General features: G+C 62.2%; 19 protein-coding genes. 17 read left to right on the plus strand and 2 right to left on the minus strand.

What is annotated here, in order from left to right; translation table 11 throughout:
- The first annotated feature begins 122 nt into the window (after window positions 1-122).
- The 7 genes from ASE80_RS07980 (at window position 123) to feaR (ending at window position 7,431) form a co-directional block, all read left to right on the plus strand.
- The gene (locus ASE80_RS07980; protein ID WP_056858430.1) at window positions 123-1,262 is read left to right on the plus strand and encodes a tyramine oxidase subunit B; all 1,140 of its coding nucleotides are present in this window, start codon (window positions 123-125) and stop codon (window positions 1,260-1,262) included.
- A 33-nt stretch (window positions 1,263-1,295) separates the two neighbouring features.
- Complete coding sequence (locus ASE80_RS07985) at window positions 1,296-1,718, plus strand: RidA family protein (protein WP_056858431.1); 423 nt, start codon at window positions 1,296-1,298, stop codon at window positions 1,716-1,718.
- A gap of 58 nt (window positions 1,719-1,776) precedes the next feature.
- Complete coding sequence (locus tag ASE80_RS07990) at window positions 1,777-3,069, plus strand: NAD(P)/FAD-dependent oxidoreductase (RefSeq protein WP_056858432.1); 1,293 nt, start codon at window positions 1,777-1,779, stop codon at window positions 3,067-3,069.
- Window positions 3,070-3,210: 141 nt separating this feature from the next.
- A complete protein-coding gene (locus tag ASE80_RS07995; RefSeq protein WP_056858433.1) occupies window positions 3,211-4,059 on the plus strand; it encodes an alpha/beta fold hydrolase in 849 nt (282 codons plus the stop codon).
- A complete protein-coding gene (locus ASE80_RS08000; RefSeq protein WP_056858434.1) occupies window positions 4,056-5,267 on the plus strand; it encodes a multidrug effflux MFS transporter in 1,212 nt (403 codons plus the stop codon). Before ASE80_RS07995 ends, ASE80_RS08000 begins: the two co-directional genes overlap by 4 nt.
- A gap of 28 nt (window positions 5,268-5,295) precedes the next feature.
- The gene (locus ASE80_RS08005) at window positions 5,296-6,507 is read left to right on the plus strand and encodes an MFS transporter (protein ID WP_236447832.1); all 1,212 of its coding nucleotides are present in this window, start codon (window positions 5,296-5,298) and stop codon (window positions 6,505-6,507) included.
- Between the two features lie 24 nt (window positions 6,508-6,531).
- Window positions 6,532-7,431: a transcriptional regulator FeaR gene (gene feaR, locus ASE80_RS08010; protein ID WP_056858435.1), complete on the plus strand. Its 900-nt coding sequence runs from the start codon at window positions 6,532-6,534 to the stop codon at window positions 7,429-7,431.
- A gap of 270 nt (window positions 7,432-7,701) precedes the next feature.
- Here feaR and ASE80_RS08015 read toward each other — a convergent pair whose 3' ends face one another.
- Entirely contained in the window at window positions 7,702-9,186 is a 1,485-nt protein-coding gene (locus ASE80_RS08015; protein WP_056858436.1) for an aldehyde dehydrogenase family protein, read from the minus strand.
- A gap of 138 nt (window positions 9,187-9,324) precedes the next feature.
- Window positions 9,325-9,801 (minus strand): MarR family winged helix-turn-helix transcriptional regulator, encoded by a 477-nt coding sequence (locus tag ASE80_RS08020; protein WP_056858437.1) that lies wholly within the window; start codon window positions 9,799-9,801, stop codon window positions 9,325-9,327.
- 204 nt (window positions 9,802-10,005) lie between these two features.
- Here ASE80_RS08020 and ASE80_RS08025 point away from each other — a divergent pair, with 204 nt between their 5' ends.
- The 10 genes from ASE80_RS08025 (at window position 10,006) to ASE80_RS08070 (ending at window position 18,350) form a co-directional block, all read left to right on the plus strand.
- Window positions 10,006-11,130 (plus strand): amidase, encoded by a 1,125-nt coding sequence (locus tag ASE80_RS08025; protein ID WP_056858438.1) that lies wholly within the window; start codon window positions 10,006-10,008, stop codon window positions 11,128-11,130.
- A 1-nt stretch (window position 11,131) separates the two neighbouring features.
- Entirely contained in the window at window positions 11,132-11,662 is a 531-nt protein-coding gene (locus ASE80_RS08030) for a nuclear transport factor 2 family protein (protein WP_056858439.1), read from the plus strand.
- Between the two features lie 91 nt (window positions 11,663-11,753).
- On the plus strand, window positions 11,754-12,377 hold the full coding sequence (locus tag ASE80_RS08035) for an NIPSNAP family protein (RefSeq protein WP_056858440.1): 624 nt from the start codon (window positions 11,754-11,756) through the stop codon (window positions 12,375-12,377).
- 364 nt (window positions 12,378-12,741) lie between these two features.
- Window positions 12,742-13,914 carry an indole-3-acetate monooxygenase gene (gene iacA / locus ASE80_RS08040; protein WP_056858441.1) on the plus strand — a complete coding sequence of 391 codons (1,173 nt, stop codon included), beginning with the start codon at window positions 12,742-12,744 and terminating at the stop codon, window positions 13,912-13,914.
- A 16-nt stretch (window positions 13,915-13,930) separates the two neighbouring features.
- Window positions 13,931-14,293 (plus strand): hypothetical protein, encoded by a 363-nt coding sequence (locus ASE80_RS08045; RefSeq protein WP_003232696.1) that lies wholly within the window; start codon window positions 13,931-13,933, stop codon window positions 14,291-14,293.
- A 19-nt stretch (window positions 14,294-14,312) separates the two neighbouring features.
- Window positions 14,313-15,587, plus strand: coding sequence for an aromatic ring-hydroxylating oxygenase subunit alpha (locus tag ASE80_RS08050; protein WP_056858442.1), 1,275 nt, complete (start codon window positions 14,313-14,315; stop codon window positions 15,585-15,587).
- A gap of 15 nt (window positions 15,588-15,602) precedes the next feature.
- Entirely contained in the window at window positions 15,603-16,079 is a 477-nt protein-coding gene (locus ASE80_RS08055) for an aromatic-ring-hydroxylating dioxygenase subunit beta (RefSeq protein WP_056858443.1), read from the plus strand.
- Between the two features lie 11 nt (window positions 16,080-16,090).
- Window positions 16,091-16,831: an SDR family NAD(P)-dependent oxidoreductase gene (locus ASE80_RS08060; protein WP_056858444.1), complete on the plus strand. Its 741-nt coding sequence runs from the start codon at window positions 16,091-16,093 to the stop codon at window positions 16,829-16,831.
- Window positions 16,832-16,881: 50 nt separating this feature from the next.
- Window positions 16,882-17,841, plus strand: coding sequence for a PDR/VanB family oxidoreductase (locus ASE80_RS08065; protein ID WP_056858445.1), 960 nt, complete (start codon window positions 16,882-16,884; stop codon window positions 17,839-17,841).
- An 11-nt stretch (window positions 17,842-17,852) separates the two neighbouring features.
- Entirely contained in the window at window positions 17,853-18,350 is a 498-nt protein-coding gene (locus tag ASE80_RS08070) for a flavin reductase (RefSeq protein ID WP_056858446.1), read from the plus strand.
- Window positions 18,351-18,352: the final 2 nt, after the last annotated feature.

Here is an 18,352-nt window from a genome sequence, read left to right on the forward strand (position 1 = left end):
GCCCGCTCGAAACTTGATGTCCGAAATTTACAATACCGTCACCCACCGCACGCCGATACTCGACCTCGATAGCGTGGGAGCAGCGCCTACCGCTGCGATATCCCTTTCAGTCGAGAATAATAATGTCCAGTACTACAAACATAGACTTCATCTACTTGTCCGAGCAGGACATGATTCGGGCTGGCGTCACTGACATGCTCGCCTGTGTTAATACCATGGAGGAAATGTTCGGCCTGCTCTACAGCGGCGACTACCGCATGGCCGGGCCGAACAACGATTCCCACGGCGCAATGGTGGTGTTCCCGAAGGATTCGCCGTTCCCGAACATGCCCAAGCCGACAGCCGACCGCCGCATGATGGCGATGCCGGCCTATCTGGGCGGCAGCTTCTGCACCGCGGGCGTCAAATGGTATGGCTCCAACATCGCCAACCGCGACAAAGGCCTGCCCCGTTCGATCCTGATGTTTACCCTCAATGACCCTGACACCGGCGCCCCGTTGGCGCATATGTCGGCCAACCTGTTGTCGGCGTATCGCACCGGTGCGATACCCGGTGTTGGCGCGCGCCACCTGGCCCGCAAGGACTCGAAAGTGGTCGGTCTGCTCGGCCCGGGCGTGATGGGCAAGACCACGCTCGCCGCGTTTATCGCCGTGTGCCCGCAGATCGACACCTTGAAGATCAAGGGGCGGGGTGAGAAAAGCCTGAATGACTTCCTGGGCTGGGTGAAGGAAACCTACCCGCAGATCACCACGATCAACGTGGTCGACAGCCTCGAAGAAGTGGTCCGTGATTCCGACCTTGTTACTTATTGTAGCTCCGGTGAGACCGGCGACCCCTCGATCTACCCAATTGTGAAGCGCGAGTGGGTCAAGCCAGGGTGCTTCATGGCAATGCCGGCGTCCTGCTCGCTTGATGAAGGCATGGAGCTCGGCGACGTACGCAAAGTGCTCGATAACACCGGTCTGTACGAAGCCTGGTTCGAAGAGCTGCCCAAGCCTGCGCACCACTGCGTGCCGGTAATCGGCGTGCGCTTCATGGACATGATTGCCGAAGGCAAGATGCAGGCCGATGAGCTCGAAGACATTGGCAAGATAGTCGCCGGCGATGCCCAGGGCCGCCGCAACGATGAAGAGATCATCATCATGTCGGTCGGCGGCATGCCGGTTGAAGACGTGGCGTGGGGCACCGTGGTGTACCGCAATGCCATCGAAAAAGGCATCGGCGTGAAATTGAACCTGTGGGAAACCCCGGTACTGCGCTGAGCCATTCCTTACCCAACTGACGAGGCCTTCGACATGACAAAAATCATCAAGCTCAAGACCGGTTCGCCGTTTGAAGACCAGGCCAGCTATTCGCGCCTGGTGGTGGTGGACAACTGGATCTATGTGTCCAATACCGCCGGCCGTAATCCGCAGACCAAACTGATCCCCGAAGATATCCTGGAGCAGACGCACCAAGTGTTCGCCAACATCGAAAGCGCCCTGGCTGCCGTGGATGCCAGCCTGGCCGATGTGGTGTGTTCGCGGGTGTTCATCCAGGACCCCAAGGACGTGCCGACGGTGATGGCCCTGATCGGCGAGAAGTTTCGCGGCGTCGACCCGGCCAGTACCGTGACGTGCCCGCCGTTGGGCTCGACGGTCTACAAGGTTGAACTGGAAGTGACGGCTTACCGCAACGCCTCCAAGGCGCAGGTCGAAGTGATTCGCCTGACGCAGTAATCCGCTACGCAGCCGTGCGCCCGCGCGGCCGACCTTTATTGTTTTGCGAGTCTTGACCATGGCCCCGACTATTGCGCCCGTGAATACCTGCACCGAATGTCCCACCGCCACCTCCGTCGTCATCATTGGCGGCGGAATCATCGGCCTGACGGCTGCGCTGACTCTGGCCGAACGCAACATCCCGGTGGTGGTGCTGGAAAAAGGCCGTATCGCTGGCGAACAGTCCTCACGCAACCTTGGCTGGGTGCGCAAGACCAGCCGCCACGCCTATGATATTCCGCTGGCCCTGGCCGCAGATCGCTTATGGGCGCAGATGCCCGAGCGGGTGGGCGCGGACGTGGGCTACCGGCAAGAGGGCATCATGTTCGTCGCGCGTAACGAAGCGCAAATGGCGATGCATGAAGGCTGGCTCAAATCGGTCGAGCACCTGTCCCTGGATTCGCGCTTGCTGAGCAATAGCGAGATCGCGCAGCGGGTACCGGGCGGGGCGGGCGCGTGGGCCGGCGGGATCTATACGCCGTCCGATGCGCGTGCCGAACCGACCCTGGCCAGCAGCGCGATTGCCAAGGCCGCCATGGCCCTGGGCGTGGTTATCATCGAACAGTGCGCGGTGCGTACGCTGCAGATGTCCGCCGGCAAGGTCAGCGGCGTGGTCACGGAAAAGGGCGAGATCCGCTGCGACCAGGTGTTGCTGGCCGGTGGCATGTGGTCGCGGCGCTTCCTGGGCAACCTCGGTGTGTCCTTGCCGACCCTGGCCTTGACCTGTTCGGTGTTGCGTACCCATCCCATGCAAGGCCCCACTGAAATTGCCGTGGGCGCTCCGGACTTTTCCTTTCGCAAACACAAGGACGGCGGTTTCATCATCACCCAGCGCGGCAAGCTGGACGCCTTCCTGACCTTGGACCACCTGTTGCTGGCCAAGCAATACATGCCTCAATTCCGTGCGCAGCGTAGTGTGTTGAATGTGTCGCTGGGGCGGTATTTTTTCAAGGACCTGGCCTTGTCCCGACGCTGGTCGGCCGACAGTGTCAGCCCGTTCGAACGCGTGCGCGTGCAGGACCCGGCCGCCAACCCGCAGCTCAATAACGACGCGATGAACAACCTCATCGCGGCCTGGCCGGTGTTCGAGCAAGCCAAAATAGCCCAGGCCTGGGCCGGCACGATCGACGTGACCCCGGACTCCAACCCGGTGATCGGCCCGGTCGCGCAGATCCCAGGCCTGACCGTGGCCACCGGTTTCTCCGGGCACGGTTTCGGCACCTCGCCGGCGGCCGGCCAGTTGGCGGCCGATATTGTCAGCGGGCACACCCCGATCATTGATCCGAGCCCGTATCGCTTCGATCGTTTCTGATCCGATCCAGGCCCATGCCCCTGTAGGAGCGAGCTTGCTCGCGAAGAACGTCAACGAAAACGCAGGCAGTCTGTATGACCGCGGCGCACTTGAGTTTTTCGCGAGCAAGCTCGCTCCTACGCAGATTAGCGGAGCGAAGTTATGCACTCAGTCAGTAGTTTCTTCACCAACCGTTCAGGCCTGAACCTGCATGTCCTGCGCTGGGGCAACCCGAGCGGCGTGCCTCTGGTCCTGCTGCACGGCTTGCGTGCCTACGCACAGACCTGGGAGTCGCTGGTTGCGGCGCTCGGCCCGGGCTTCTGCGTGTACGCCCTGGACCAGCGCGGTCGCGGCCTGAGCGATTGGGCGCCGTCCGCCAGCTACCACACGCAGTCCTATGTGGACGACCTGCAGGACTTCGTCGCCCACGCCGGTCTGCAGCGCTTCGTCTTGCTCGGGCACTCGCTGGGCGGCGCCAACGCCCTGGAATACGCACGGCAAAACCCGGGCCGCCTGTTGGGCCTTATCATCGAAGACATCGGCCCCGGCTCCTCGATCCAGGGTGACGGCGCCGCGCGCATTCGCCGCGAGATGAACCAGACCCCACTGCAATTCGACAATTGGGACGCCGCCCGCGCGTTCTGGCAGACCTCACGCCCCGGCTTGTCGGAGCAGGGCCTGGCTTCCCGGCTGGCACACTCGATGAAGGAAAGTGCCGGCGTGATTACCTGGCGTCACGATCAGCAAGGCATCGCCGAGGCGCGCCTGAGTATCGAGCCGACCGACCTGTGGCCGGCGGTGCGCGCCCTGGATTGCCCGACTCTGTTCATTCGCGGCACGCGCTCGGATTTCTTGCCGGCGGCGACGCTGCAAGCCATGCGCGACAGCAATGCTCTGGTGCGCACCGCCGAAGTCGCGGACGCCAGCCACTATGTGCATGACGACCAGGGCGAGACGTTCAACCGGCTGGTCATCGCGTTCCTTGACAGCCTTGCGATTGCTGCTCGATGAAACCGCGGGCCCGCTTGATCGTGCTGCTTTCATCGCTGACGGCCTTCGGGCCGTTTTCGATTGACACTTACCTGCCCAGCTTTCCGCAAATCGCCGAGGACCTGGGGACCAGCACCGCGCAAGTGCAGCACACCATCAGCGCGTTTCTTGCCGGGCTGTGCCTGGGCATGCTGTGCTACGGGCCATTGTCCGACCGCTATGGCCGGCGCCCGTTGCTGCTCGGCAGCCTGGTGTTGTACGTGGCCGCGACCCTGGGCTGCCTGTTTGCCGGCAGCGTCGAGCAACTGATTGCCTGGCGCTTTTTCCAGGCTTTGGGTGGCGCGGGCGCGCTGGTGCTGGCCCGTGCCGTCGCCAGGGATCTGGTCGGCCTGGTGGAGGCGGCCAAAGTGCTGTCGTGGATGCACGTGCTGACGATGATGGCGACCCTGGTCGCGCCGATGATCGGCACCTGGTTGGTGCTGATCCAGGGCTGGCGCACCATCTTCGCGGCGTTGTTCATCCTGTCCAGCCTGTGCCTGTTGCTGGTTGCCTTGACCCAGAAGGAAAGTTTGCCCGTGCAGCAGCGCGGTGCGTCCGTGCCGGCGGCCTTCGCGGCGTACCTTGCCATTGCCCGGCAACCCAGGGCAGTGGCGCTGATCCTGTGCATGGCCTTGGGGTTTGGCGGCATGTTCGCCTTTATCACCGCGTCGCCTTTTGTCTACGTGGTGTACTTCGACGTCTCGCCACGGGTGTTCAGCGCATTGTTCGCCCTGAACATCCTCGGCATCATCCTGGTGACCTTCATCAACGCCCGTTGGGTGGGCCGTTTCGGACCGCAACGCATGCTCGGGGTGGGCACGGTACTGGCGAGCGGGGCAGGGCTGGCGATGATGCTGGTCGGCTATACCGGATGGGGCGGGCTGGCGAGCATCGTGTGTTGCATGGTGCTGTACATGGGTGTGACCGGTTTGATCGGCGCCAACTGCATGGCCAGCCTGATGACGCTGTTTCCACGCCAGGCCGGCGCGAGCGTGGCGCTGGGGATTTCGGTGCAATTCGCTACCGGGGCGCTGGCCAGTCTGTGGGTCAGCCATTTGGCTGATGGCACCGCATGGCCGATGTGCCTGGTGGTGGGGTGTTGCGGGTTGGGCGCGTTGGTTGCTTATGGGGTGACCCTCCGCCTGCCTGCCCGGGCGGTCGCCGTGAGGACCGTCGTCAAGCAAATGTGAACCTCTGTTCAAAAACCAGGATACATACATGAAAACTATAAAAATAAATCCGATCGATAGAACTTCCGTCTATGTGTGTGCAGGGCTGGTCTCCGGCGCGGGGGCCTTGTTATTGAATGTGCTCCCCGTACTGTTTGGTGCGCTTGCCGAACGTTTCGGGCTTGGCGAGCACCAATTGGGCAACCTAGCGATGGCCATGAACCTGGGGTTTGGCGCGTTCGGGCTGGCGTCCCTGCTGTGGATCCACCGGCTCAGCTGGCGGCTCATTTCGGCGCTGTCGTCGGCTGTGGTGGTGGGCGCGGTGCTGACGGTTATGCGCGACCCGTCCTATGAAATGCTGCTGCTGATAATGGCCCTGGCGGGCGCCGGCACAGGAGCGTTGTATGCCCTGGCCATGACGATTTTCGGTGACAGCTCCCAGCCTGAGCGTGCGTTCGGGTTCAAGCTGGGTATCGAGACCGTGCCGGGGGCTCTCCTGCTGATCGTGCTGCCGGTAGCGGTGGCGCCGGTGTGGGGCTTTGAAGGTATGTTGATAACCATCGCCCTGGCCATGGTGGCGATGGGAATCCTGCCGCTGCCCTGGGTACCGCGCCGCAGCGAACGCCAACTGGATGCGTCCGAGGCCGCCGTGCGGATAGCCAGCACTGAAAGCCGCGCCATTGTGTGGTTGAGTCTGTTGGCCAGCCTGGTGTTCCTGACCGGCATTATGTCGGTGTGGGCGTTCCTGGAACTGATGGGCAAAAAGACCGGCTTGACCTCGGATACGATCGGGCTGGTCCTGGCGCTGGGCTTTTTAATCAATGCCGGCGGGGGCTTCATCGCCTCGGCGATCGGCCTGAAAATGGGACGCTTCCTGCCGGTGGCGGCGGTCATCCTCGCGGAGTTGCTGGGCCTGGTGGCCCTGGCGCAATTCTCCTCGCTGACGAGCTACGTGACCGGGGTTATCTGCTTTCTGTTCTCGATCAGCTTCGTGCTGGCCTACACCTTTGGCGTCATGGCCGAATTCGACCTGTCGGGCAAGCTCGTCGCGCTGGGCGCGTTGTGCCTGTCTCTGGGTGCGGCGTTCGGGCCGGCCGCGGGTGGGTTCCTGATCGAGGCGTTTGGCTACTGGGCGGTGTTGGTGTTCTCCGGGGCCTGTTCGGTGGCGGTCCTGGTCATCTATGGGGTGGCGGTGTTGCGGGCTCGGTTGGCGTTCAATCGTGTCCAGGTCTCATGCGCCGCCGTTATGCCGGGTGTGTGACGCAAGCGAGCAGGGAGGTTACCCATGAACGGTCAAGCCTTGTCGGCCTGGAACGAGCGTGTGCACGCGGCCTGCGGTCGTTTCGACACGCGCTATGACCACTGCCAGAGCCTTTTCATCGGTGAAATGCAACAAACACTGATGGGCAGTACGGCGGTGGCGCACATTCGCAGCAATGCCAGTGTGATTGCCAAGGCTGCCCGCTCAGGCGAGCGTGATTCCTCGGGGCGTTGTTTCCTTGTGCTGCAACAGCAAGGCTCAATGGCCATCGAACTCGGGGACCGAGTGGTCGACCTGCGCCATGGTGACCTGGCGTTGCTGGACTTTTCCGGCGCGGTGAAAATGACCCCCAACGGCTTGTTTTCCCACGTGTCGATCCCTCTGCCGCGTGAGTTGTTCAAGGGCCTGGAGCGTAGCCGCTTCGGCAAGCTGTCGACCACCGGTGTCTGTGGTCAACTGCTTTGTACGCTGGTGCGGCAGGTCGCTGGCGGCGAGTTGGCCCAATGGTCTTGCCCGCAGGATGGCGATGGCGTGCAGAGGGCGTTGGTGGCCTTGCTTGAATCGGTGCTGGAGTATCAAGTCGGCGCCGACTCCCCGGGCTGGCAGTTGCATGAAGTGCAATCCGTCATCCGGCAGCGGCTTGACTCACCGAGGCTTTCGCCGGCGTCGCTGGCCGAGGAACTGGGCACTTCCAGCCGCCAGCTTTACAGGCTGTTCGAAGCCAGCGGCGACAGTGTCTGTCGCTATATCCTGCGTGAGCGGCTGTTGAAGGCGGCGCAGGACCTGCGCGATCCGGTTTGCGCGCAACGCTCGATCACCGATATCGGCAGCTATTGGGGGTTTACTGATTCGGCGCACTTTTCCAAGACGTTCAAGAAGCAGACCGGGATGACCCCGAGTCGCTATCGAAGCCTTGGGCACTGAACCACGGATTGCCCTAATGCTGTTCAGTCAGGGTGGGCGTTCGCCATTTTCTCATCTAGCACAAAACCACTGTGGGAGCGGGCTTGCTCGCGAATGCGGTGGTTCAATTGATGCAGTGTTGCCTGGCCGCCCGCTATCGCAGGCAAGCCAGCTCTCACCCATTTCTCATCTAGAATGCTGCGAAGAATTCACAGGCGCCGCGTTCAGCCAGGAAACACGCGTTATCGTTGACGTTTTTCGCGAGCAAGCTCGCTCCTACAGAGAGCGTGTTCAGTAGCGGATGATTACCGATTTCAGCTCGGTGTAATCGTCGATAAACGCACTGCCGAACTCACGCCCGACACCCGATGCCTTCATCCCGCCAAACGGCACGCTGGGGTCGACGAAGGTGTGCATGTTGACCCACACCGTGCCCGCTTCGATTTGCGGGATCAGGCGCAAGGCCTTGGACAGGTCGTTGGTCCAGATACTGGCGGTGAGGCCGAACGGGCTCTCGTTCATCAGCTCGACCAATTCTTCTTCATCATCGAACGCCAATACACACACCACCGGGCCGAAGGTTTCCTCGTGCAGCAGTGGGTCGTCCTTGCCGGTGGCCACGATCAGCGTCGGCTCCACGTAGTAACCGGCGCGGTCCACGGCCCGCGCGCCGCATGCCACCTGGTTGCTCTGCAGGGCACGCTCGAAAAAGCCGAGGATTTTGTCGAAGTGCGGCTTGTTCGACAGTGGGCCGAACTGGGCGTGTTCATCCAGGGGCGAACCGATGACCATCTGCGACAGCATCGCCGCCATCTTTTGCGTCACTTGCTCGACGATTGAGCGGTGCACGAACAAGCGCTCGGGTGATGCGCACACCTGGCCCTGGTGCACATAAGCCGCTTGCACGAAGCGAGCCACAGCGTCATCCACGTTGGCGTCGGCCAGCAGCGCGGCGGCGTTCTTGCCGCCCAGTTCCAGGGTCACGCGGGTCAGGTCGGCGCCCATGGCGGCCTTGCCCACGGCAATGCCGGTGGGCACCGAGCCGGTGAACGACACCTTGCGTACCTGCGGGTGTGCGATCAGTTGCTGACCGACCTGGCCGCGGCCGTTGACCACGTTGATTACGCCAGCCGGAATCCCGGCCTCGATCGCCAGTTCCGCCAGGCGCAGCAGGGACAGCGGCGTGTATTCGCTGGGTTTGAGCACGACGGTGCAGCCGGTGGTCAGCGCGGCGCCGAGTTTCCACACGCCGATCATCAACGAGAAGTTCCAAGGCACGATGGCTGCCACCACGCCCACCGGCTCGCGCAGGGTGTAGGCGCTGTAGTGCTCGCCGTCCATGGAGGGAAACGACGGGGTCATGGTCTGGCCGCCGATTTTGGTGGCCCAGCCGGCGAAGTAACGCAGGAACACCGCGCTCTGGCCCACCTCGATATGCCGCGACAGGTTGATCGATTTGCCGGAACTCACGGTTTCCAGTTGTGCCAGTTCTTCGCCGTTGGCCTCGATCAGATCGGCCAGGCGGTTGAGCAGGACGCCGCGCTGGTAGGGCGTGACCTGTGCCCAGGCGCCCTTGAAGGCTCTGGCCGCGCTGTCGACGGCCAGGTTCACATCTTCGGCCTGGGCGTCACGCAACTGCGCGACGGTCTCGCCGGTACCCGGATCGACGATGCCGATGCGCTGCGCCGACGCGCTGGTGTGCACGGCACCCTCGATGAAGTTGGAATGGTCACGATCCAGAAAAGTAACGACTGAGGGCAATAAGGCAATGTGCATGGCGGCGCTCCAATGATGGGTTCGTCGCGCCCGTTGGGCGCTCGAAAGACCTCTGCATTAGAAGCGCATACACGCTTGGCCGCTTGTTCGAGCCTGCCAGGAAGTTGGTGATGCGCGACACGCCGTGTCGCGGCGCGCCTAGGGCTCACCGAGGTTGTCGAACACCGTTTCGAGCAAGCGGCTCAGGCGCTGGATCTGCGGTTCAGTCATGCTGGTGAAGCTGCGTTTGAACACGTCGCTGGTCGCCACCTGGATACGTTCGATCGCCGCGCGGCCTTCGGCGGTGATCCGCACCTGGGTCACCCGGCCGTCGTCTTCGCAGGGCGCGGTATCCACCAGGCCGTCTTCCTTCATGCGGTAGACGGTCTTGGTGATGGTCGACAGCTTGGCGATCGCATGGGTGGATATCTCGGAAATGCTCGACTGGCCGTTCTCCTTGAGAATCAGCAGTACGCGCCAGCGCGGGATATCCAGGCCGATTTTCTTCAGCGCTTTTTCCATGTACTGGCTGTAACGGCCATGCACCATGGCCAGCCAGTAGAACGGAAAGTCTTCCTTGTGAAAATTTTCGCTGGCGGGGTCATAGCGGTTTGCGGATTTTTTTGCGGAAGTCATAGCGTGCTCATCTCAGAGGATGCGGGCAATCATAGACTTTTCTCGTGAAATCGGCACGGTTATTGACCGCAGTTATGGACGAGTGCGGCCAGGCCAGGGCGCAGAAATATAATTGACAATTCACGTAATATTCGGTGAGTGTGAAAAAAGGCAAGGGCGCATCGGGCGTCCGCATTGCGCATTTTGCACTGAAGGTGACGTGACATGACCCTGGTGATTGAACAGCTTTCCCTTGGCGCCGACGGACCGACCGTAATGGTTAAGGACACCCTCGATATCGCCGGTCTGCCAACCCGTGCGTCGAGCCAGGCGCTGGACGATGCCGCGCCGGCCACGGCCCACGCTGATGTGGTGCAAGCCCTGCTGGACAAGGGCTGTCGACTGGTAGGCAAGACCCGCCTGCACGAACTGGCGTTTGGCACCACGGGGATCAATCACTGGACCGGCACCGCGCCGAACCCGCGTTTTCCGGGGCGCATTCCCGGCGGATCGTCCAGCGGCTCGGCAGCCGCCGTGGCCGCCGGGCTGGTGGATTTTTCCTTGGGCACGGACACCGGCGGCTCGGTGCGCATTCCCGCCTGTTGCTGTGGCGTGTTCGGCTTTAAACCGACGTTTGGACGGGTCAGCCGCCGTGGCGTGATGCCGGCGCACAGCAGCCTCGACTGTGTCGGCCCGTTTGCCGCGAGTCTGCCAATGCTGGTCACGGCCATGCAGGCGATCGACCCGACTTTCACACCCGCACCCGCGCCCGCCGCGCCACGCCTGGGCGTTGTGACCGTGCAAGCCAGCGCAGCGGTACAGCGCGTGATCGATGCCGCGATCACCGGCAGCCAACTGCCCAATGAAGCCCTCACGTTGCCCAGCCTTAAGGCGGCCTATGACGCGGGCATGGTGGTTATCAACCGCGAGACCTTCGATGCCTGCGGGCACTTGCTGGCCACCGGCAAGGTCGGCGCCGACATCGCTGCGCGCCTGGCCGCCGCCGGTAACACCACCGCCACGGCGCTGGCCGAGGCCGAGCAGGTGCGTCTGCGCTTCACTGCCGAAGTCGATGCGGCGCTGCAGCAGGTCGACGTGCTGGTGCTGCCGACCATGCCGGAGTTTCCCTTGGCCCTGGCCGAGGCGACCGACACCCAGGCAGTGCTGGGCATGACCGCCTTCGTACGCCCGTTCAACCTGTCGGGGCATCCGGCGCTGAGCATCCCGTTGGCCAGTGCCGAGGGCCTGCCGGTTGGCCTGCAGCTGGTGGGGGCCAAAGGCGCGGATGAGCAAATGCTGGCCATCGCTGGCCGCCTGCTTGAACGCCTGTACGCCGGGTATGAGGCCTAAGATGAGCACACCCATTCCCCGCGCAGACCTGGAACAACGCCTGCGCCGTTTTGAAATCCAGGACAGCGCGCGCGCCTGCATGAACCGCTACATGGTACTGTGTGACGCTCTTGACGCTCACACACCGCTCGACGAACTGGCCGGCCTGTTCACCCAGGATGCGGTGTGGGAGGGTAAAGGCGCCAAGTACGCCCAGAGCTTCGGCGGCTATCGTGGACGCGAAGCCATCGCCGCGATGTTTGCCGGCTACATGAAAACCCCGGCGCACTTTGCCCTGAACGTGCATTTCCTCACCAGCGAGCTGATCGAGGTGCGGGACGATGCCGTGCTCGGCAGTTGGGTGATGTTGCAGACATCCACGTTCGCCAGCGGCGCCTCTCATCTCAACGCCGCGCGCCTGACGGTACGTTTCGCCGAAGAAGGCGGGCAGTGGCGCATGGCGCATTTCCAGACCGAAAACCTGTTCAGCCGCCCGGTGCAGGCGTGGAACAGTGACGCCGAGTTGCCGGTGCCCAAGCCTGTCGCACAGTGAGCGATAACGCTCACTGATTATTCCCACCGTTCTTTTTCCATGACTGGCCGACAAAGGCGGTCATGCCGTGCGCGTCGCGCTGGAGACTGCCATGAAACACTTCGAACTGTTGACCTTCACCCTGCGTGTACGCACCGTGCCACAAGCCTTGCCGCGCTTGGAGCAGAGCCTGCGCGAGGCGGGCGAGGGCGTGCACCTGATGGGCTGCTGGGTGTCGGAAATCGGCGCGCAGAATCGTATTGCAGTACTGCGCGGGTTCGACGATAGCGGGTGTCGCGAACGCGAACGCGAGCGCTATCTGCTGGCGCCCGATGGTTTTGCGATCGGCGAATTTCTGCTGGAGCAGCAAGTGGATGATTACAGCGCCTTCGCCTTTGTCGAACCGCTTGCTCCCGGTGTTCATGGTCCGTTCTATGAGTTGCGCGAATACAACCTCGTGCCCGGCGGGTTGGCGCCGACATTGCGCGGTTGGAGCAAGGCCGTGGGGCGTCGCACCGGGCCGGACTATTCCCAGGTGTATGCCGCGTTCTACGCCACCAGCGGGCTGCTTCCGCGCTACCTGCACATCTGGCCCTACAGCTCACTGGAGCAGCGCCTTGAAGTACGCACTCGCGCCGTGACCGACGGCGCGTGGCCGCCGGAAAATTCCGCGCCGCAATTGCTGCAGATGCATTCCACGGTGTACCTGCCGGCGCCGTTCTCACCGTTGCGCTGAAAAAACGGCTCAGATCCAGTGTGGGAGTGGGCAAGCCAACTCCCACTTTTTTGTGAAAAAAATAAATCCAATTAAAAAATATTTAGAAAATACCCAAGGTTAAAAAAAGAATATTACTCAAAAATAACAACGAGATAATCGGCCATTCATTCGTTTTCCTTCAATAATTTACATGATTAGTGGTGTTTTTAAGCACGATAATTCAATTGACAATTCACGTAATTTCGCTCAAATTCTCCCCAACGGCACCCACAAAAAAAAGGTAACCACTATGCCGATCCATCGCCCTCGCTCCGCCCCGCGTCTCAGCTCGACGCTGACTTCCTGCCCAGCCCAATACCGTTCCTGACAACGGAGTTAATCTATGCATTCGCTTAAAAAACCAGCGGTTGATACGGTGAGCTCGCTTGCCAGTGGCCCCGCCTTCGAAGCCTTGTTTGTCGATGTGCGCGAACGTGCCCGAGCCGGTGAGTTCGACGGTCAGCGCCACATTTCGCAGGACGTGATCGAAGCGTTCAAACAGCACGGTGTTTACCGGGCGCTGGTGCCCAAGCGCTTTGGTGGCCTGGAATGTTCGCCCGCCGAGTTCTGCCAGATGATCGAGCGCATCGCCCAGGCCGACGGCTCGGCCGGCTGGGTTGCCAGTTTTGGCATGAGTCCGGTCTACCTCGCGGCGCTGCCGCTCGACAGCATCGCCAAGGTATATGCGAACGGTCCGGACGTGGTGTTCGCCGGCGGTATCTTCCCGCCGCAACCGGCTGAGGTGGTCGAGGGTGGTTTCGTCGTCAATGGCCGCTGGAAGTACTCCAGCGGTTCCCTGGGTTCCGACATCGTCGGTGTCGGCATCGCCCCGAAAAGCGGCGACACGTTTGGCCTGCCGCGCATCGCGGTAATGCCGCGCAGCGCGATCCGTATAGACGAAACCTGGGACACCGTCGGCCTGCTGGGTACCGGCAGCCACGACCTGGTCGCCGACAATGTGCGGGTCAGCGAGGAGTGGACCTTCGTGCGCGGCGGCCTGCCCAACCTGGACGAACCGTTCTTCCGCTACCCGTCGCTGTCATTCGCCACCCAGGTGCTCTCGGTGGTTGGCCTAGGCGTGGCGCGTGCCGCACTCGATGCCCTGGCTGACATGGCCAGCGGGCGTGTCTCGGTCACCGGTGCCCCGGCGATTGCCGATCGGCCCCTGGCCCAGGTCGACATTGCTCGGGCGGAAGCCGAGCTGCGTGCCGCACGGGCGTTCTTCTACGAATCCATCGAACACGCCTGGGATTACGTGCTGGCCGGCGATGCGGTGCCCGTGGCCGCGACCAACCTGCTGCGGTTGTCGTCGACCCATGCCACCCGTGTCGCCGCCGATGTGGCGCGTACCGCGCAGATGCTCTCGGGCATGAGCGGCGTGTACAACGACAGCCCGCTGGCGCGCTGTGTCAACGACGCCCAAGTGGTGACCCAGCACGCATTCATGGGCGACATCACCTATCAAAACGCCGGAGCCATGTTCTTCGGCAAACAGCCTTTGCCTGGCTACCTCTAACCGTCGAGGAAATAAAATGAGCGATAAAAAGACCTTGCGCGTGCTGTTTTGCATGGGCATCAACCAGAATTTTTTCGATGCCGCGCGCGATGAGCAATTGCAGGTGTGGGCAGCGTTCAGTGCAATGTGGAACGGTATCCACGACCTCGCCGGCGTCAAGGTGCTGGGCAACATGGATGACGACCAGAGCATGGTCGGGCCTTCCGATGGCTTCCCATGGACCACGTACCTGCTGGCCGACGTGCCGGACATCGAGACCGTGCACGCCGCCTGCAACCTGTTTCGCACAACGCCGGTGGGCGATGGCCCGTACAAGCTGTGGCGCTACACCAAGGTTGAAGCCCGGGTTGGGCGCGAGCTGATTATTCAGCGCACTTGATGCCGACGAGGACATTCCCATGAGCAAGCTGATTCCCGCTGTAAACCTTGACGTCGACCCCGCCGACCTGGTGCAGGCTGACCGCGTCCACACCTCGATGTACACCGACGCACAATTGTTCGACGCCGAGCTGGAAAAGATTTTCTACAGCACCTGGATCTGGGTCGCCCACGCCAGCGAGATTCCCGACAACGGCAGCTACAAGACCACCTATATCGGCAAGCAGCCAGTGATCGTGGTGCGTGACCGCAAGAAAGACGTGCACGTGCTGCTCAACCGCTGCCGCCACCGTGGCGCCACTGTGTGTGAACACAAGAAAGGCAAGACCAACAGCTTCGTCTGCCCGTACCACGGCTGGGGCTATGCGCTCGATGGCTCGCTGCGCGGTATTCCGCACCCGGAAAGCTACGGCGACTGCATCGACAAGGCCGAGCTGCCGCTGGTCAGCCTGCGCACCGAAAGTTATGCCGGCATGATCTTCGCCACCTTCAAGGACGACATCGAGCCGCTGGAAGACTACCTCGGCGCCGCGAAAAAATGGATGGACCTGTTCATGAAACAGGGCGCCGGCTACGGCATAAAGGTTCCGGGCGAGCACCGTTTCCGTTTTCCCGGCAACTGGAAGATCCAGCTGGAAAACACCACGGACGCCTACCATTTTCCGCTGGTGCACAAGAGCTTTCTGTCGTCGGTGGATGAACAGACCCTTGAGCTGTTCGACTTCGTCAAGGGCCCCGGCTACGTTGAGGACCTGGGCAACGGCCACAGCGTGATGGTGATGATCCCGGACCTGATCGACCTCGAAGCCGACCTGGACAAACCGATCCCCGAGCGCTTCGAAGGCCTCGCGGCCGAGTTGCGTGAGGAAGGTATCGAAGAGCAACAGGTGCGGCTAATCGTGCGTGCGGTCGGCGGCACCGGCTTCAACCTCAACCTGTTCCCCAACGTCGCCTGCTCGATGGCGTTCTTTCGGGTGCTGCAACCGATCTCGGTGACCGAGACCGAAATTCACCACTCGGTGATCACCATGGACGGCGGTCCGGCCGTGGCCAACCGTTATCGTCTGCGTCTGCATGAGCACTTCCAGGGCCCGATGGGTTTCGGCACGCCGGACGATTCCGAGGCCTGGGAGCGGGTACAGAAGGGCGCCAGCGCCGGTGAAGACCTGTGGATCATGCTCAACCGCGGCTTGCCCGGCGAGCAGGCCAGTGCAGACGGGCTGGTGTCCGATGTGAGTGCCGAAACCGGCATGCGCGCCGCCTATCAGCAGTGGAAAAAGATGATGTCGGTCTGATCCGTGGAGAACCTTATGAACCTGCAATTACTGCAAGAAGTGACCGCTTTCATCTGGCAGGAAGGCGACATGCTGGACCACGGTGAATACGACGGGTGGTTGACGATGTGGACCGACAAGGGCACCTACATCATTCCCATTGACCCCAGGGAAACCGATTTCGAGAACACGCTCAACTACGCCTACGACGACCATCATATGCGTGAGCTGCGGGTGCAGCGCTTGACCGGCGGCGAATCGATTTCCACCAGCCCGCAACCGCGCACGGTACGCATGCAGTCGCGGTTCCGGGTGTTGGCCGATGACGGGGTGCAGGTGACGGTGCGCTGCGCGCAGAACATCCGTGAGTTCCGCAAGGAAAGCCTGAAGTTCTACAGCGCCGACCTCACCTACCAACTGATCCGCAGCGAGGGTGGTTTCAAGATCCAGCGCAAAGTGGTCAGCCTGATCAACAGTGACGATGCCCTTGCCGGTATCGGCTACATCCTTTAAGGAGCGCCGACATGAACCAGATCGCATTGGTGACGGGCGCGGGGCAGGGCCTGGGGCAGCATTTTTGCGCTAGCCTGCTGCGGGCGGGGTACTCGGTGGTGATCACCGACCTCAACCTTGAAGCCGCGCAAGCCTGCGCCAAACAGCTGGACCCGGCCGGTAAGCGCACGCTCGCGCTGCAACTGGACGCCGGCAGCAAGGCCGATTTCGAAGCGGGGCTGGAGCAAGTGCTGGTGCGTTTCGGCGCGTTGCACGTGGTGGTCAATAACGCTGCCGTGACCAAGACCACGCCGCTGATGCAGATCAGCCCCGAGGAGTTCGACGCTGTGGTCGGCCTGAACCTGCGCAGTGTGTTCCTCGGTTGCCAGGTGCTGGGCGCGTACATGGCCGAGACCGGCTATGGACGCATCATCAACATGGCGTCCCTAGCCGGGCAGAACGGCGGCACTGCGACCGGCGCGCATTATGCCGCGAGCAAGGGCGGCATCGTCACGCTGACCAAGATCTTCGCCAAGGAATTTGCCGCGCGCGGGGTAACGGTCAACGCCATCGCCCCGGGCCCTATCGAATCGGCGGCGGTGCGCGCGGCGATTCCGGCCGAACGCTTGCCGAGCCTGCTGGCCAATATTCCGGTGCAGCGCCTGGGCGATGCGGATTTTCTCGGTGACTTGATTGTGCAGCTGGCACGCCCCGAGGCCTATTTCGCTACCGGAGCTACCTGGGATGTGAATGGCGGCCTGTTCATGCGCTGACTGATAGCGGCCGCTACGGCGGTCTTTGCGAACTCCATGGAATAACGGCCATGACTGAAGAACTGTTGGACGTAATCGTGCGCAAGCGCGAGCTGCAAGGGGGCGGTGTTGTCGTCCTGGACCTGACCCGCCGTGACGGCGCGCCGCTGCCGATGTTCGATGCCGGTGCGCACGTCGATATCCATATCGGGCCGGGGCTGGTGCGCCAGTACTCGTTGTGCAGCAACCCTGCCGACCCGAGCCTGTATCGCCTGGGTGTGCTCAGGGACCCGGCCTCGCGCGGTGGTTCGGTCGGGGTGCATGACATCCTGCTCGAAGGTCACGAGGTGCAGATCAGCCTGCCGCGCAACCTGTTTGCGCTGGCGGCCGAGGCGCGGCGTTCAGTGCTGTTGGGTGGCGGTATCGGTGTCACGCCGATGATTGCCATGGCCTATGCGTTGCACGCGGCCGGCCAGACCTTCGAACTGCACTACTGCGGGCGTGAGCGTGAACGCAGTGCGTTCCTCGCGGAACTGGCCAGCGCACCGTTTGCCGCGCAGGTGTTCACCCACTTCGATGACGAAGGGCCAGAGCAGAAGCTCGATCTGGCCAAGGTGCTGGGCAAGGGCGAGGCCGGCGTGCACATGTATACCTGCGGCCCCGCAGGCTTCATGGACTGGGTGATCCAGGGCGCGCGCAGGCAGGGCTACAGCGAGTCGCACATCCACAAGGAATATTTCCAGGTGGACGTGGATAGCTCGGGTGGCAGTTTTGAAGTGGTGGCCGCGCGCAGTGGCAAGACCGTGAAGGTGGCCGAAGGGCAAAGCATTCTCGCCGCGCTGGCGCAGGTGGGCATCAAAATCGAGATTTCCTGCGAGCAGGGGGTGTGCGGGACCTGCCTGTGCGACGTGCTCGAAGGCGAGCCGGACCATCGCGACGTGTACCTCACGGACGATGAAAAGGCCGGCAATGACCAAGTTCTAGTGTGCTGTTCACGAGCCAAATCCAAAAAACTCGTGCTGGATATCTGAGGGGAACGACCATGGTAGACATAGGCAGCTTTCGCAATGCAATGGCCATGCTCGGCGGCGCCGTGACGGTCATCACCACCGATGGCGAGGCGGGCCGGTTCGGCTTTACCGCCTCGGCGGTGTGCAGCGTCACCGACTCACCGCCCACGCTGTTGGTGTGTATGAATCGATCGTCGCATTCCAACGAGCACTTCAAGCGTAATGGCGCGGTGTGCGTGAACATTCTGCGTGGCGATCACCAGGACATGTCCGGGGCGTTCGCGAACCGGGCGCTGAGCATGGATGAGCGCTTTGCCGTGACGCAGTGGATCACCCTGGAAAGCGGTGCGCCAGTGATGCTCGACGCGCTGGTCAACTTCGATTGTCGTATCGCGCAGGTACACGAAGTGGGGTCCCACAGTATTTTCTACTGCGAGATCCAGACCATCCGCCAGGGTGAGGCAGAAGAGGGCCTGGTATATTTCAACCGCGCCTATCACCGCCTGGGTGAAGCCTCCAAGGCTTGCTGAAT

Origin of the sequence: Pseudomonas sp. Leaf15, from assembly GCF_001421425.1 — a bacterium.
GTDB classification, from domain to species: Bacteria; Pseudomonadota; Gammaproteobacteria; order Pseudomonadales; family Pseudomonadaceae; genus Aquipseudomonas; species Aquipseudomonas salomonii.

Bases quoted from the DNA above. Each gene is read 5' to 3' on its own strand.
- ASE80_RS07980 (WP_056858430.1), top strand. From the start codon at position 123: ATGTCCAGTACTACAAACATAGACTTCATCTACTTGTCCGAGCAGGAC.
- ASE80_RS07985 (WP_056858431.1), top strand. From the start codon at position 1,296: ATGACAAAAATCATCAAGCTCAAGACCGGTTCGCCGTTTGAAGACCAG.
- ASE80_RS07990 (WP_056858432.1), top strand. From the start codon at position 1,777: ATGGCCCCGACTATTGCGCCCGTGAATACCTGCACCGAATGTCCCACC.
- ASE80_RS07995 (WP_056858433.1), top strand. From the start codon at position 3,211: ATGCACTCAGTCAGTAGTTTCTTCACCAACCGTTCAGGCCTGAACCTG.
- ASE80_RS08000 (WP_056858434.1), top strand. From the start codon at position 4,056: ATGAAACCGCGGGCCCGCTTGATCGTGCTGCTTTCATCGCTGACGGCC.
- ASE80_RS08005 (WP_236447832.1), top strand. From the start codon at position 5,296: ATGAAAACTATAAAAATAAATCCGATCGATAGAACTTCCGTCTATGTG.
- feaR (WP_056858435.1), top strand. From the start codon at position 6,532: ATGAACGGTCAAGCCTTGTCGGCCTGGAACGAGCGTGTGCACGCGGCC.
- ASE80_RS08015 (WP_056858436.1), bottom strand. From the start codon at position 9,186: ATGCACATTGCCTTATTGCCCTCAGTCGTTACTTTTCTGGATCGTGAC.
- ASE80_RS08020 (WP_056858437.1), bottom strand. From the start codon at position 9,801: ATGACTTCCGCAAAAAAATCCGCAAACCGCTATGACCCCGCCAGCGAA.
- ASE80_RS08025 (WP_056858438.1), top strand. From the start codon at position 10,006: ATGACCCTGGTGATTGAACAGCTTTCCCTTGGCGCCGACGGACCGACC.
- ASE80_RS08030 (WP_056858439.1), top strand. From the start codon at position 11,132: ATGAGCACACCCATTCCCCGCGCAGACCTGGAACAACGCCTGCGCCGT.
- ASE80_RS08035 (WP_056858440.1), top strand. From the start codon at position 11,754: ATGAAACACTTCGAACTGTTGACCTTCACCCTGCGTGTACGCACCGTG.
- iacA (WP_056858441.1), top strand. From the start codon at position 12,742: ATGCATTCGCTTAAAAAACCAGCGGTTGATACGGTGAGCTCGCTTGCC.
- ASE80_RS08045 (WP_003232696.1), top strand. From the start codon at position 13,931: ATGAGCGATAAAAAGACCTTGCGCGTGCTGTTTTGCATGGGCATCAAC.
- ASE80_RS08050 (WP_056858442.1), top strand. From the start codon at position 14,313: ATGAGCAAGCTGATTCCCGCTGTAAACCTTGACGTCGACCCCGCCGAC.
- ASE80_RS08055 (WP_056858443.1), top strand. From the start codon at position 15,603: ATGAACCTGCAATTACTGCAAGAAGTGACCGCTTTCATCTGGCAGGAA.
- ASE80_RS08060 (WP_056858444.1), top strand. From the start codon at position 16,091: ATGAACCAGATCGCATTGGTGACGGGCGCGGGGCAGGGCCTGGGGCAG.
- ASE80_RS08065 (WP_056858445.1), top strand. From the start codon at position 16,882: ATGACTGAAGAACTGTTGGACGTAATCGTGCGCAAGCGCGAGCTGCAA.
- ASE80_RS08070 (WP_056858446.1), top strand. From the start codon at position 17,853: ATGGTAGACATAGGCAGCTTTCGCAATGCAATGGCCATGCTCGGCGGC.